The sequence below is a fragment of the Mycobacteriales bacterium genome (assembly GCA_040902655.1).
Classification (GTDB): Bacteria; Actinomycetota; Actinomycetes; order Mycobacteriales; family SCTD01; genus SCTD01.
Genome location: JBBDWV010000005.1, coordinates 46,516 through 60,777 on the forward strand (window position 1 = coordinate 46,516; position 14,262 = coordinate 60,777).

Annotated in this window: 12 protein-coding genes; 3 read left to right on the forward strand and 9 right to left on the reverse strand. The window is 69.6% G+C overall.

Annotated elements, in window-relative coordinates; genetic code table 11:
• Positions 1-154: 154 nt before the first annotated feature.
• The 3 genes from WD794_01380 to WD794_01390 all read left to right on the forward strand — a co-directional run bounded on the left by WD794_01380 (position 155) and on the right by WD794_01390 (position 3,053).
• A complete protein-coding gene (locus WD794_01380; GenBank protein MEX2288964.1) occupies positions 155-661 on the forward strand; it encodes a MarR family transcriptional regulator in 507 nt (168 codons plus the stop codon).
• Positions 658-1,680, forward strand: a complete 1,023-nt coding sequence (locus tag WD794_01385; protein ID MEX2288965.1) for an amidohydrolase family protein — start codon at positions 658-660, stop codon at positions 1,678-1,680. Before WD794_01380 ends, WD794_01385 begins: the two co-directional genes overlap by 4 nt.
• Positions 1,681-1,868: 188 nt before the next feature.
• Entirely contained in the window at positions 1,869-3,053 is a 1,185-nt protein-coding gene (locus WD794_01390) for a CaiB/BaiF CoA-transferase family protein (protein ID MEX2288966.1), read from the forward strand.
• 40 nt (positions 3,054-3,093) lie between these two features.
• On the opposite strand, the gene WD794_01395 is transcribed toward WD794_01390, so the two are convergent.
• The 9 genes from WD794_01395 to dctP form a co-directional block, all read right to left on the reverse strand.
• The gene (locus WD794_01395) at positions 3,094-3,948 is read right to left on the reverse strand and encodes an amidohydrolase family protein (protein MEX2288967.1); all 855 of its coding nucleotides are present in this window, start codon (positions 3,946-3,948) and stop codon (positions 3,094-3,096) included.
• Positions 3,938-5,737, reverse strand: a complete 1,800-nt coding sequence (locus WD794_01400) for a hydantoinase/oxoprolinase family protein (protein ID MEX2288968.1) — start codon at positions 5,735-5,737, stop codon at positions 3,938-3,940. Before WD794_01400 ends, WD794_01395 begins: the two co-directional genes overlap by 11 nt.
• A complete protein-coding gene (locus WD794_01405) occupies positions 5,737-6,471 on the reverse strand; it encodes a hypothetical protein (GenBank protein ID MEX2288969.1) in 735 nt (244 codons plus the stop codon). Before WD794_01405 ends, WD794_01400 begins: the two co-directional genes overlap by 1 nt.
• A complete protein-coding gene (locus WD794_01410) occupies positions 6,468-8,600 on the reverse strand; it encodes a hydantoinase B/oxoprolinase family protein (GenBank protein MEX2288970.1) in 2,133 nt (710 codons plus the stop codon). The genes WD794_01405 and WD794_01410 overlap by 4 nt, the downstream gene beginning before the upstream one ends.
• A gap of 8 nt (positions 8,601-8,608) precedes the next feature.
• Entirely contained in the window at positions 8,609-10,810 is a 2,202-nt protein-coding gene (locus tag WD794_01415; GenBank protein ID MEX2288971.1) for a hydantoinase/oxoprolinase family protein, read from the reverse strand.
• Complete coding sequence (locus tag WD794_01420) at positions 10,807-11,169, reverse strand: acetone carboxylase subunit gamma (GenBank protein MEX2288972.1); 363 nt, start codon at positions 11,167-11,169, stop codon at positions 10,807-10,809. The genes WD794_01415 and WD794_01420 overlap by 4 nt, the downstream gene beginning before the upstream one ends.
• Before the next feature lie 79 nt (positions 11,170-11,248).
• The gene (locus WD794_01425; GenBank protein ID MEX2288973.1) at positions 11,249-12,571 is read right to left on the reverse strand and encodes a TRAP transporter large permease subunit; all 1,323 of its coding nucleotides are present in this window, start codon (positions 12,569-12,571) and stop codon (positions 11,249-11,251) included.
• The gene (locus tag WD794_01430) at positions 12,568-13,110 is read right to left on the reverse strand and encodes a TRAP transporter small permease (GenBank protein MEX2288974.1); all 543 of its coding nucleotides are present in this window, start codon (positions 13,108-13,110) and stop codon (positions 12,568-12,570) included. The genes WD794_01425 and WD794_01430 overlap by 4 nt, the downstream gene beginning before the upstream one ends.
• On the reverse strand, positions 13,107-14,150 hold the full coding sequence (dctP, locus tag WD794_01435) for a TRAP transporter substrate-binding protein DctP (protein MEX2288975.1): 1,044 nt from the start codon (positions 14,148-14,150) through the stop codon (positions 13,107-13,109). Before dctP ends, WD794_01430 begins: the two co-directional genes overlap by 4 nt.
• Between the last annotated feature and the right edge of the window lie 112 nt (positions 14,151-14,262).

Here is a 14,262-nt window from a genome sequence, read left to right on the forward strand (position 1 = left end):
GGCCGTGGCCTACGCTCCAGGTGCGGTGCACGGTCGGAACCGCCGACGGCAGCACGCGCGGCGAGAGGACGGCGGAGTGGCGACTGACGCGAAAGTGCGCAACGGCACCGGAAGGGTCCGGAGCCAGGGCAGCCGGAAGCCGGACGAGACAAGCGTGCCGTGGCAGGTCTCGCGGGCCGCCGAGCAGCACGGCGCGGAGTTCGACCCGAGCCTGCTGGCCCTGACCCTGACGCTCTACCGCACCATGTGGGCCTTCGACAGGGTGAGCGCCGCGGAGCTTGCCCCGCACGGCTTCACCGTGAGCCAGTTCCACATCCTCGCCGTCCTGCACCGGGCCGAACACCCCCTCACCATGGGGGAGCTGGGGCGGGCGGTCTCGGTACGACCCGCCAACCTGACCGGGGTGGTCGACGCCCTCACCCGACGGTCGCTGATCGAACGCCAGGTGAACCCCACCGACCGTCGTTCCTTCCTGATCGCGAACACCGCAGCAGGCGAAGACTTCCTGGCGCAGTTCTTTCCCGGGCACTGGCGCTACCTGGAGACGATGATGTCCGGCTTGAGCCGCAAGGAGCGCGTGCAGCTGACGGAGCTGCTCGGACGCCTGCACACCTCCGTCGAGGCGGCCGGACTGGAGCCGCCCGGCGAACTCGAAGAGTGAGTCCGGCACAGCCAACGAGCGGGGCTACTCCGTCGGGTCGGATCGACATCCACACGCACGTCGTCCCGCCGACGCTGCCGCGGCTCGCCGAGCGCTTCGCGGGGCAGGCCTGGCCCGAGCTCGTCGCCACCGGCGCCTGCAGCGCAGACCTCACTCTCGGCGGCACGTTCTTCCGAACGCTGGACGACCGGTGCTGGAATCCGGAGCGCCGGATCGAGGAGATGGACGCCGAGGGCGTGGCCCTGCAGGTCGTCTCCCCGATCCCGGTCACCTTCAGCTATGCGCTCCCCGCGGCGGGTGTGGCCGAGTTGGCCCTGGCGCAGAACGAGTGGATCGCCGACCTGGTCCGCCGGCACCCCAGCCGGTTCGCCGGGCTGGGCACCCTTCCCCTGCAGGATCCCGACGTCGCAGCGCTGCTGGTCGTCGAAGCGGTACGCGACCTGGGACTCCAGGGCCTGGAGATCGGCACCAACGTCGACGGGCGCGCCCTCGACGACCCGTCGCTGGAAGCGGTCTACGCCGCCTGCGAGGAGGTCGACGCGCTGCTGTTCGTGCATCCGTGGCAGGTGCTGGGGGAGGACCGGCTGGGACAGCACGGGCTGCTCTACTCCGTCGGCATGCCGGCGGAGACCGCGGCGGCTGCTGCCACGCTGGTGCTGGGTGGGGTCCTGGACCGGCACCCCCGGCTCCGGGTCGTTCTCGCCCACGGCGGTGGCGCGCTCCTCCCGATGCTGCCGCGGATCGAGCGCTGCATCACGATGCTGCCGGGCCTGACTCCGCCGGACCGTCCGGTCCGCGACTACCTGCGCCGGTTCTGGTACGACTCGCTGGTCTACGACGCCGGGACGCTGCGCTCGCTCGTGCTCGCGGTGGGCGCGGACCGCGTCATGGTCGGAACTGACTATCCGTTCCCGATCGCCGAGCGTCCGGCCGGCGCGGCGGTGCTCGCGGCGGGCCTCGACGCGCGGGACGTCGATGCCGTTCTGAGCGGGACGGCCGAGGCCCTGCTCCGGCGCTGAGCGCCATCGCGCGCTGTCCCGGTACCGCCGAGGATGTCGTCGACCTACAGACCTCCGCTTCGTTGGTTGCTCGTCACGATTGTCCACCTCTAGAATTTTTTGAGAGCGACTGTTAATTTCCTCCCATGGTGAGCGGCCTGTGCCCGCGCCGCTCGCTCAGCTACTGACCTGAGAGCCGCTCGAACGCCATGCCCGTCGACGCTGACAGCACACCTGCGCGGGGCCCGCTCGCGGGCATCCGGGTCGTGGAGATCGCCAGCTTCATCGCCGGCCCCTATGCCGGGCAGCTGTTGGCCGATCTGGGCGCGGAGGTCGTCAAGGTGGAGTCCCCGTCGGGGGGTGACCCGTTCCGCAGCTTCGCCGGAGGCAGCTACGCGCCGCACTTCCTGGCCTACAACAGGAACAAGCGCAGCGTCGCGGTGGACCTGCGCAGCGAGCACGGCGCAGCGGTCGGCCGCGGGCTGGTGGAGCGGGCGGACGTCCTGCTGGAGAACTCCCGCCCCGGCGTCATGGACCGGCTCGGTCTGGGCTACGAGACGGTGCGCGGCTGGAATCCCCGCCTCGTCTACTGCTCGGTCTCCGGCTTCGGCCAGGAGGGCCCGGCGGCCGATCGGCCGGTCTACGACACCGTGGCGCAGGCTCTGGGCGGGATGCTCAGCCAGACGCTCGACCCGGACAAGCCGCGGATCACCGGCCCGGCGATGTCCGACGGCATCGCCGGACTCACCGCGGCCTACGCCGTTCTGGCCGCCCTCACGGCACGCGGCGCGGACGGGCCGGGGCAGCACGTCGACGTGTCGATGTTCGCCGCGACGGCGGCGTTCCTCACCTCGGAGGCGGCCATCTGGCACGCGACCGGCGACCGCGGGGGGCCGCACCGGCGGCCCAGCCTGAGCCAGTCGTATGCCTTCACGTGCAGCGACGACCGGGTCATCACGGTGCATCTGTCGTCGCCGGCGAAGTTCTGGACCTCCTTCGTCGCGGCCGTCGAGCGCGCCGACCTGCTCACCGATCCCCGCTTCGCCACCCGCGAAGCCCGGGTGGAGCACTTCGAGGACCTGCATGTCGAGCTGGCTCCGGTCTTCCGCAGGCGGCCGGTCGAGGCGTGGCGGGAGGCCTTCCTGCACCACGACGTGCCGCACGCGCAGGTCAACTCGATCGAGGACGTCTTCGCCGAGCCGCAGGCGCAGCACTGGGGGCTCGAGCTCCGCCTGCAGCACCCCACGCAGGGGGAGGTGGTCGGCGTCGCCCCGCCGGTGCGCTTCTCGCAGACGCCGTGCCAGCAGCTGGCGGCGCCACCGACGCTCGGCCAGGACACCGCGGCGGTCCTCGCCGAGCTGGGGCTGCCGGCGGCTCCGCCAGAGCCGGCCTGAGGGCCTGACGATCGCGCGGAGACCGGGGCGCGCGACCCGCTCAGATGCCGAACAGCCGGCGCGCGTTCTCGAGCAGCACCTTCGGCCGCACCTCGTCCTTGATCGGGAGCTCGGCGAACTCCGCCAGCCAGCGCTCCGGGGTGATGACCGGCCAGTCGGAGCCGAAGAGCACCCGGTCCTGCAGCATCGTGTTGACGTGCTGCACCAGCTGCGGCGGGAAGTACTTCGGAGCCCAGCCGGACAGGTCGAGGTAGACGTTGCCCTTGTGCCGGGCCATTGCCAGCTGCTCGTCCTGCCACGGCCATCCCGGGTGCGCCGAGATGATCGTGAGTCCCGGGTGGTCGGCGGCGATGTCGTCGAGGTAGGGAATGGGGGCGGTGTACTTCAGCTTGAAGCCCAGGCCGCCCCGCTGCCCCGCCCCGTTCCCCATCATGCCGGTGTGGAACAGGCAGATCAGGCCCAACTCGGCTGCCAGCTCCCACAGCGGCGCGAACCGCGGCGCGTTGGCCTCGAAATGCTGGCGACCCGGGTTGAACTTCAGGCCCCGCAGGCCGAGACCCTTGATCCGCCGGACTTCCTCGAGCGCCAGCCTGCCCATCCAGGGATCGACACCACCGAAGCCCAGGAACACGTCCGGGTGGTCACGGACCGCCCGTGCGACGTGGTCGTTCGGGACCGGCGGCAGGCCCGAGCTGGTGGAGTCGTCAGAGGCCAGCAGCACGCACATCATCCGCCGGCGCCGGTAATCCTCGGCAAGCGTGTCCAACGACACGGGGTCCATCTGCTTGCCGAAGTACGTCGACATGGCCTCGCGACGGCCGCCGCCCATCGAGGCGAGCGAGACGTCGTCCCACGGGTGGACGTGGCAGTCGATCGCGGTCAGGTCAGCCAGCATCCGGCAGCGTCCTCTCCATGACGATGTTGCCCCACTCGTCGATCCGTGCGCCCCAGCCGTCGTTCACGGCATAGGAGCTGTCTGCCGCCTCGATGATGGCCGGCCCGTCGAGCTCCGCCCCGCGCGCGAGTTCGGCCAGCTGGAACACCGGTGTCGGGACCGCCTCGACCGAGTCCTCCCAACGCACCGCACGCCGTTCCTTCGGCTCCGGCCGGGACGGCTCGACGGACGCGGCGACCGGCAGCCAGTGCGGGGTGGGCGCCCAGGCGCTCAGCGTGGCCCGCCCGTCGCGGGTGCCCGCCTCATAGCGGATGTCCGAGGCGGGAAAGCCCTCACCGCGCATGTCGACCTCGGCCTGGCGGCGGAGCGCGCCCGGGTCCTTGCCGGCGTACTCGTGCCGGACGTCTGCGGTGGACGACCCGAAGGCGCTGAACACCGAACCGAAGGGGAAGCCGACCACGCGCCGGATCCCGATCAGATCGGCCAGGCCACAGCCGTGCAAGGGGCCGCCGCCCCCGAAGGCGAACAGGGTGAAGCTGCCGGGGTCGTCCAGCCGGCTGCCGATCAGCCCGGCCATGCCCTCGTTCACCCGACTCCTGATGGCCATCGCGAGATCCTCGGTGGAGCCTTCCAGCTGCCGCCCGACGCGTCGGGCGATCGCCTGCTCGGCGCGGTCTCGGTTGAGCGCCATCCGCCCGCCGAGGAACCTGTCGGGGTCGATCAGGCCCAGGACGAGGTTCGCGTCGGTCACCGTCGGCTCGACACCGCCCTTGTCGTAGCAGGCGGGACCAGGTGCCGAGCCGGCGCTCTGCGGCCCGACCTGCAGCTGCCCGTCGACGACCTTGGCGATGCTGCCGCCCCCGGCACCCAGCGACTCGGTCTCGATCATGGGCACCGACAGGTGCAGGCCGGCCATCCACGGGTCGTCCACCACCGCAGGGCGGGCGCCCTGCAGGACGGCGACGTCGAGGCTGGTGCCCCCCATGTCGGCGGTGACGACGTTCTGCTCGCCGAGGAGCTCGGCCAGGGCCGCGACGCCGTTCACGGCCACGGCCGGCCCGCTGCTCAACGTCTGTACCGCGACCGTCTTGGCCACCCGCGCGCAGCCGCCGCTGGCGTGCACGACGAGCAGCGGCCGGGTCAGACCGTTGTCGCGGACGAGGTCGTCGGCCCGGAACAGCCCCCGCGCGAGCTCGCCGTGCAGGTAGGCGTTCAGCGCCACGGTGTTGGTCCGGGTGTGGGCATCGCTCGAGTAGCTGACCTCGTGGCTGAGCTGGAGGGGGATCGAGCGCAGGTAGTGGACCGGATAGCGCTCGAGCACGACCGCCCGCAGCGCCTGTTCGGCCTGGGCATCCCGCAGGCTGACCGCGATCATCCGGGCACCGAGGTTGACCAGTGTCCTGGCGGCCAGCAGCACCTCCTCGTCCTCGGGTGCCGAGCTGATGCCCACGACCATTCCGGGACGCAGGAAAAGGTCGCCGGCGGGAGCGGGTCCGTCCCCGTACAGGTCCTGCTCGTGGCCCCTCTCCACGATGAGGCCGAGGGTCGGGCCGCGGCGCTGGAGCAGCGTGTTGGTGCCGAGTGTCGTCGACAGACGTACGACGAGGCAGTCGCGCAGGAAGTCGCGCAAGGGCACGCCGAAGCGGGACGCGCCTTCGGACAGGCAGTTCAGGAAGCACTCGGTGAGGTCGTGCGGGGTGGTGAGCACCTTCCCTGTCCGGCTCTCGGCCCCGTCGGTGAAGAAGCCGTCCGTGAAGGTCCCGCCCACGTCCAGGTCCGCGGTGTACATCAGCTCAACTCCTTCAGCCACGCAGAGAGGTGCTCGGCCGGCAGGTCCTGCGGCACCTCTCCGTCGGTCACGACAGGCCTTCCACGCCAGCTGCGGTTCGGCTCCCGAGCCAGCTCGTCCAGGGGCAGCACCTGATCGCGGGGCAGCTCGTCCAGCACGATGACCTGTGCCCCGAAGTAGCCGGCCACGTTGAGCAGCGGGTTCAGGGAGACGTCCTGCTGCGATCCCACCCCCAGCACCGGGTCCTCCGCGACGATGAGCAGCCGGGCCCCGCGCTCGAGATAGGCCCGGGCGAGCACCGCGTACAGCTGGGTCAGCTCGGCGGCGTCCACCGGCAGCACGGACTGCAGGCTGCGAGGTCCCGACAGCACCCCGGCGACGGCCACGTCGTCCCGGAACTCGGTGCTCAGTCGCGCCGTCACCTCGAGTACCTGGGCCAGCGGCGTCGCGTCCAGCAGGTCCTGTCCGGCCGGGAGGGGAGCGGTCGCGGTCCCGCTCCCGGTGATGCTGCCCGTGGAGTCCCGCTCGACCCGCGCCCCGCACGCCTCACCCTCCACGCCGAGGCGGAAGTGCGAGACGACGACCGGCAGGCCGAACAGCTGCTGGGCGCTGCGCAGTGCGAAGGTCGACGAGGTCACGTCGTCGCTGAGCTCCTCCCAGGTGAGCTGCTCCAGCCGTCCCGCGAGGCGGTAGACGATGGGCAGGAAGCCGATGTCGTGAGGAGGCGCCGTCATTCGTACTGGCCCCAGTACGGCTTGTCGTAGCTCTCCAACCTCGGTTCGGGCCAGTTGCCGTAGTAGGTCAGCATGTCCTCGCGCGGACGCTGGGACAGCCACCCCTGGATGAACTCCCCGAACGGCTTGCCCCGCTCCCGGCGCTCGTCGCGCTCGGCGGCACGGGCTGCGGTGGTCGCCTGCTGATCCACCTGATCGGTGTGCGGGTCGACGACGACGTGGTAGACGTCCCGCGCGGTCTCGGCGGACAGCACCTCGGCCCGGACGTCCTCCAGTACGGCCTCCGGCTCGCGCTCGAGCACATCGCCGTAGCCCCCACCGGCACTGATGCTGTAGACGAAGATGTCACCGGCCTGGAAGTCCTCGGTCGCCGCCGAGGACGTCGCGAAGATGTACTCGCCCTCGATGGCCTGCTCCTTGGCCAGTGCGTACTGGCTGAACTTCAGGCGTGGGTCGCTGTCGGCCAACATCTCGAGCGCGTTGGTCCCGCGGATGACGAAGCGTGGGTTCGGCGGCCCGGCGTAGCCGCCGAACAGACCCGAGTTGTGACTGACCCGATCCGACCCGCCGCGGGAGGTCATCTGGCAGCCCCCCTGCGGCGCCATCGACACCTCCATCAGTGGCGTGCCACCACGGAACTTCCCGAAGCCGTGGAAGTCCTTGTCGATCATCCTGGCCAGCGTCACCGTCGGCAGTCGCATGTCCGACTCCTCGACCTCACCCGCGTCGGTGAAGGACGCCCAGTAGAAGCCGGCGGCGTGCTCGCCATCCAGGTCGAAGCGGGCCCCCTGGCCGGCCGCGTTCGCCGCGCCGGAGAAGTTGGCGGTGCGGTAGCCGTAGCTGTTCGTGCCCGCCTGGATGTAGAGGGTGACGTTGCGGGCGAAGGGCGCCGATACGCCGAGCCGATGCTCGCTGCCGAAGAGCATCTTCGAGCCCATGACATGGACGTTCTGCACCAGCATCGCCGAGATGGTGGTGCCTTCCCCGTGCGCGACATCGGCCGAGCAGTTCGCGATCGAGGGACCTTCCACGAGCACCTCGATGGGATCGAACAGACCCATGTTGGCCGGCAGTCCCCGGAAGAAGTAGGTGAACAGGTAGACCCCCATCGAGGCCTTCATCAGGTGCCAGGTCGAGTGCTGCGGACCCCTGTTGTTCTCCGGTGAGACGCCCTGGACGAGCACGGTGAGGGAGTCACCCTCCTTGATGACCGTGGTCGGCACGCGGACCAGCCCGGAGTCGTTGCCGACCCCGTCGTTGAACATCACGTTGCGGTAGATGCCGTCGTTCAGCTGCAGCAGGCGCTGGCGGGCCAGGTCCGCTGTCACCGACAGGATCTTGCGCAGCCCACCCGCCACCTGCTCCTTGCCACGCCGCTCGGCCTCCCGTATCACGCGGTCGCGGATGCGCTGGACGGTCGCCACCCGCGCCTTGAGGTCGGAGGCGAAGACGAAAGGGTTGCGCACGGAGTTGAGGAAGAAGTCCAGGATGTCACGGCGGAGCTCCCAGTTGTCCGCGATCCGCAGCGCGTGGACGTGCAGGCCCTCCTCCCAGCGGGTCGTGGCGGTCGGGCTGAACCCGCCCGGCGAGATCGAGCCGCACTCACCCTGGTGGCCGCCGACTTCGGCCCAGCCGATCAGTTCGCCCTCGAAGAAGATGGGCGCGAAGACAAACATGTCGAAGGTGTGGACGCCACCGCAGGTGGGGTCGTTGAAGAAGTAGACGTCGCCGTCCCGCAGGCCGACGGTCGGGTCGTCGCGGTAGTACTCCAGGACGTACTTGATCGGCCCGTAGTTGAGCAGGCTGTGGAAGAAGATGCCGGTGGCCACCACCGCGGGGTCGCCCTCGGGCGTGAAGACCGTGGCGTTCATGTCACCGGTGATGATCCCCTCGGAGATCGACAACGACATGTAGACGTCCCGGGCCTCCTCGACGATGGAGTTCATCTTGTGGCGGAAGACCTCCAGGTCGACCATCGAGATCGACTCCATCCCCGCGAGCTCGAGCGGCGACGGGGGCTCCGTCGACCGGATCAGCAACTCCGGGTCCCGCCCGGGCGCCTTGCCGTAGGCGTGCCGGTCGTAGATCAGGCCGTCGTGCAGTCGGATGCTGTCGCGCAGGCGTCCCATGAGAATCCCTAGCCTCGAGAGGAGATGGTGCGAGCGTTGGTGTCGGCGTCGCTGCTCTGCGACACGGCGTGCAGGGCGGCGCCGGCCGGCTGTCGGTGCATCCAGCCGGTGCGGTTCTCGTCCAGCCGGAAGGTCCAGTCAGGGGGGACGACGCCCACCGAGTCGTCCGAGTCGATGAGCGCGGGACCGGCAAACGCCGTGCCGGGGGCGAGGCTCTCCCACAGGTAGACGGGGGTCTGCAACGGGCCGTGTTCCGGCCCCCAGAAGGCGAGTCTCTCCCCGCGTTGCTCCGTCTGCGTCACGCTGCCACGATTGGCCGACAGGGGTGGGCTGGGTAGCGGTGCGCTGGCGTTCAGTCGCAGGCCGAGAATCTCGACACCGGCCTCGATGTAGACCGACCCTGGACCGTAGGCCTCCGCGTAGGCGGTGGCGAACTGCGAGACCAGCCGCTCCACGTCGCTGACGTCCTCCAGCTGGAGCTTGTCGGCATCCACGGGCAGGCTGTGGCGCTGCTGGCCGAAACGCAGAAGCACCTCGAGCGAGTAGCTGATCCCCTCCGCTTGGAAGCCCTCCTCGTCGATGTCCCGGTGCGCTTCCGCGAGCAACTCCTGGACCGCAGTGTTGAACGGGCCGATGACGTCCTCGGCGTAGCGCTGGGTCGTCGAGGAGTAGAGGATCGCCGAATGCGTCCGCTCGTAGGACTGCAGGACATCCAGGTGCAGCGTGCCGAACGCTCCCGCAACGCTGCCGAAGGCGAACATCGCTACGGTCGACACGTCGGCTGCGGCGGCGTAACCGGAGGCGTGCACCGGCCCGGCGCCGCCGAAGGCGAAGACGGTGAAGTCCCGGGGGTCGAGGCCGGAGGTGAGGGCCGCGATCCGGTAGATCTCCTGGCCCATCATGCCGTCGACCATCTGCTTGATGCTCCAGGCGGCGGTGTGTAGATCCATCCCCAGCGGCTCGGCGACGTGTTCGCGAACCGCAGCCCGCGCGCGCTCCGCGTCCAGCCTTATGCGCCCGCCGAGGAAGTAGTCGGGATCGATGTAGCCGAGGACGACGTCGGCGTCGGTGACGGTGGGGCGATCGCCGCCGCGGCCGTAGCAGGCGGGGCCGGGCAGCGCCTTGGCGCTCTGCGGGCCGACCCGGAGGATGCCCTCCTCCACTCGGGCGAGGCTGCCGCCCCCGGCGCCGATGGACCAGTGCGCGACCAGGGGCACCTGCACCCGCCACCGGTCGATGACCGGGTCGAAGTCGTGGATCCGCTCCCGGCCCTCGACGATGAGCCCGAGGTCGAAGCTCGTGCCGCCCATGTCGGTCATCAGGACGTTCTTCACCCCGTAGCTGCGGCCCACCTCGGCTGCGCCGACGATGCCGGCCACCGGGCCGCTGCCGAACATGTGGATGGGGCGGGTGCGGGACAGGGACGACGCACCGCCGGTGCACTTGGCGATGAGGAAGGGCTGCTCGTAACCCTTGTCGCGGCAATCGTCGGTGAGGCCGAGCAGGTGACTCTCCGCCTCGATCCGCAGGAACGCGTCGAGGACGCACGTCGTGGTCCGCCGGTACTCCCCCATCTGGGGGGACACGTCGCTGGACAGGAAGACCGGCATGTGACCGAGGTAGGACTCCGGGTACTGCTGCCGGATGAGTTCACGCACCCGCTGCTCGTGCTCTGGGTTGACGTAGGAGTAGAGAAAGACCACCACGAAGCCACGAACGCCCTGGTCGACCAGGTGCTGCACCTGCGCCAGGACGTCCTCGTCCTGGATCGGCATGAGCACATTGCCCTGGTTGTCCATGCGCTGCCGCACGCCACGGATGAGGTGCGGCGGGATGAGCGGCTCCGGTCGCTGCGCCCGCGCGCGGTCGTAGCGGGACTCGATCGGCAGCCCGTCCGCCCAGCTGCGGCCCCGGCCGATGAGCATCGTGTCCTCGTAACCCATCGTCGTGATGAGACCGAGCTTGGGCCCGCGGTGTTCGATGAGTGCATTCGTGCCGACCGTCGTGGAGTAGACGATTGATTCCGTCTCCGCAAGCAGCTCGTCGAGGGTCAACCCGAACTGCTCGCCGGCTGTCCTTACCGAGTTGAAGAATCCGACCCGCAGGTCGTACGCCGTCGAATCCGCCTTGGCTCGCGCTGCCTCACCGTCGCGCACCACGTACACGTCGGTGAAGGTCCCGCCGACGTCCACCCCGATGCGGGCCGTCACGCCGAGCCGCCCGTCTCGGCGACGGCGCCCGCCGCGTACCGGCGCGCGAGGTCGTCGAGATCCAGCTCGATGTCCCAGGTCAAGGGGTGGCCCGGCGGCAGGTACTCGTTCTCGATCAGAGTCGAGCAGCCCGGACAGTAGAACTCGATCAGGCGGACCCACGCCGGGTCGAACGAGAAGTTGTACTCCTTGTGCGGCGCCAGCACCGGGTGGACGTCCTGGGGGTTGCGGTCGGCGACCAGGCATCCCTCCTTGTAGGGCCGGTCGGCCGGGCCGATGTCGTGACCGCACCGGTTGCAGTACCAGTGGCGGTCGTCGAGCTCGATGTCCAGGTACTCGGTGATGCGGATCCGTGGCATGGCGTCTCACTTCTCGACGAGTCGGGATCGGTCGCGCCCATAGCTGCTCCAGCCAAGGCTGCTCATGGTGGTCAGGCGCTCATGTGGCGCCCAGGAGGAGGTCCGGCAGGACCAGGACGATCGCGGGGAAGGCCATCATCAGCGCGATGGCCGCGAGGTCGACGCCGATGAACGGGACGGCTGCCCGGCACACGTCGGCGAAGCTGAAGGACTCCGGGGCAGCGCCTTTCACCGCGAACAACCCCAGGCCGAGTGGTGGCGTCAGGTTCGCCATGTCCATCGTGATGAGCATGAGAATCCCGAACCAGACCGGGTCGTAGCCCAGCGCGACGACGACCGGCACGAACACCGGCAGGGTGATGAGCAGGATTGAAACCTGCTCCATGGGCGAGCCCATCAAAACCACGATCAGCACCATCGCGGCGATCACGACCAGCGGGTGCACCGGGAGATCCGTCACCAGCGCCAGCAGGTCCCGGGTGGCTCCGGAGAAGGCCAGCAGCTGACTGTAGGCGGCGGCCCCGCCCATGATCAGCAAAATCATCCCACTGAGCCGGACAGTCCCGAGAAGCGAGCGGACCACAGCATCCCGGCTGGCGGTCCCGTAACCGACCATGAGGATGGCGGCAGCGAGCACGCCGAAGGCCGCCGCCTCGGTCGGTGTCGCAATGCCCCGCACGATGAGGCCGAGGATCACCAGCACGACCAGCCCCAACGGGAGGATGTCGCGCACGACGATGACCAGGCGCTCACGGGTGCTGATCCGCGGCGACTCGTAGTTCGGCGCCTGGCTGGGGTCGCGCCAGCACCGCACGACGATGTAGGTGACCGACAACGTGGCGAGCAGCAGGCCGGGCAGGATGCCCGCGACGAGCAGCCGGCCGATGGAGATGTTCCCGATCGTCCCGACCAGGACTGCCATGGCGCTGGGCGGAACGATCATGGCGAGGCCGCCGGCAGCCAGAATGGGCCCGGCGGACATGCTCTTGCTGTAACCGCGGTCGAGCATCTCGGGGATCAGCGTCCGGCTGAGCATGGAGGTGGTGGCCACGGCCGAGCCGCTCAGGGTGCCGAGGGCGGTGCCGCCGGCCATCGTGATCACGCCGAGCCGTCCGGGAACACGTCCCACGATCTTGGCCACGGCGTCCAGCGTCCGGGTCGCCACCTGCGCCTGGAAGAGAAGCTCGCCCATGAGCACGAACATCGGGATCGGGAGCAGCGCGTAGTTGCCGATGAAGCTCGGGATGCTGGTGACCATCCGGTCGACGCCGGTCTCGAAGCCGAACAGCAGGGTGCTGGCCAGGATGCTGGTCGTCAGGAAGGCGAAGGCCACCGGAATGCCCGTGAACATCAGGACCAGCAGACAGCTGAGAAAGGCCAGCAGCACGATCTCCCAGCTCACGGGACGCCTTTCCTCGGCATCGCCCGCAGCAGGCCCCGCACGAGTTCGGCGGAGAGCAGGAAGAACCCGATCGGAATGGCGGCCCGGGTGAGCCAGCGCGGGACGGACAGCCCTCCGCTGGTCAGCACCACCGCCCGCTGGTAGTCGTCGAGCACCAGGCTCAGGGAGTACCAGCCGGCGATGCCACAGGCAGCGAGGGCCACCCCGGCCGTGGCCAGAGCGAGCAGGCGGGCCCGGTGCGGACCGATTCTGCTGCCCAGGAAGTCGACCGCGACGTGCCCGTTCTGCCGCAGGATCCAGGCGGCCGGCAGGAACGTCAGGCAGATGACGTAGTACTCCGCGAGCGGCACCGTCCAGGGCGCCGAGTCGATCCCGATCTGCCGCGCCAACACGTCGTAGACGATGACGAGGATCAGGGCGAGCAGCATGGCCCCGACCAGGGCGGCCAGCCCGTCCTCGACCCGGTCCAGGCCCCGCGACAGCAGCCCCGACGCCGAACGCGGCCTGCGGTCCGCGCCGGGTTCGGCCGCCGGGCTCACGTGAAGAACTTGTCAATCAGGGTGTCGGCGTCGGTGCGGACGTTCTTCTGGACCCAGCTCTTCGCGGAGTCCCTGGACAGCTCCAGGTATTTCTCTGCCTCGCCGCCCTCGAACTCCACCTGCTTCACCCCGGCAGCCTCGAGCGTCTTCAGCTCCTCTGCCCGGAGCTGCTCGTAGGCCTCGCCGGTCCTGCCCTCGACATTGATGGCCGCCTGGGTGAGCACCTCCTGCTGCGCCTCGGACAGCCCCTCCCAGATGTCGAGGTTGACCAGCTCGACGATGTCGGTCTGCCAGTACGTCGGCAGCACCTGGTAGCGGGCGACCTCGTGGAGCTGGATGGCCGAGATGCCGACGAAGGGCCAGGTGAACCCGTTGATGACGCCCCGCTCGAGGGACGTGAAGATCTCGCCCGGCGGCAGGGTCACCGCCTCGGCGCCCAGGGCCTCCACGAACGGCACATACACCGGGGAGACCCGCAGCCGCATGCCGGCCAGGTCAGCGACGGCCGCCACAGGCTTGGTCGTGTACATGCTGTACGTCGACCCGACCGAGCCGCGGCCGAGCAGGTGGGCGTTCATCCGTTCGTGGTGGATGTCGCTCAGATACTCGAAGGCACCGGATTCCCGCTCCTCCTCCGCCGTCAGCTGCGAGTAGTCCAGCACGGAGGCTTCGGGCAGCGCGGGGAGGTAGTAGGCGGCGGAGAGCCAGGCCATGTCGATCGCGCCGGACCGCACCGCGTCGGCGAGGTCGAAGGGGGCGATGGACTCCGGCCCGCCGACCACCTCGATCGACATCTTGCCGTCGCTGAGCTTGTCGACCTCCTCCTGGAGCATGCCGAGGCCGACGTTCTGGTAGGGGTCGTTCTCCGGCCAGGCCGCGACCAGCCGCAAGGTGGCCGACCCGACGGAGCCGTCGCCGCCCGAGGATGTATCGGTGTCGGCTGCGCCGCCACCGCAGGCGGCCAGCGCGACGGCGCCGGCCAGGACCAGGCCTAGCCGACGGAAGATCTTTCGGGTGTGGGGAGATCCGGACCTGATCAACGTCGTGTCCTCTCGTGGCTGCAGCTCGACGAAGGAGCCTTGCCCGGACGTTATTGTGCGGTTGGATGACTGTCCATACCCAAACAGTTTTTGGGCCTAGCAGCATGCACCC

Bases quoted from the DNA above. Each gene is read 5' to 3' on its own strand.
- WD794_01390 (MEX2288966.1), top strand. From the start codon at position 1,869: ATGCCCGTCGACGCTGACAGCACACCTGCGCGGGGCCCGCTCGCGGGC.
- WD794_01395 (MEX2288967.1), bottom strand. From the start codon at position 3,948: ATGCTGGCTGACCTGACCGCGATCGACTGCCACGTCCACCCGTGGGAC.
- WD794_01400 (MEX2288968.1), bottom strand. From the start codon at position 5,737: ATGTACACCGCGGACCTGGACGTGGGCGGGACCTTCACGGACGGCTTC.
- WD794_01405 (MEX2288969.1), bottom strand. From the start codon at position 6,471: ATGACGGCGCCTCCTCACGACATCGGCTTCCTGCCCATCGTCTACCGC.
- WD794_01410 (MEX2288970.1), bottom strand. From the start codon at position 8,600: ATGGGACGCCTGCGCGACAGCATCCGACTGCACGACGGCCTGATCTAC.
- WD794_01420 (MEX2288972.1), bottom strand. From the start codon at position 11,169: ATGCCACGGATCCGCATCACCGAGTACCTGGACATCGAGCTCGACGAC.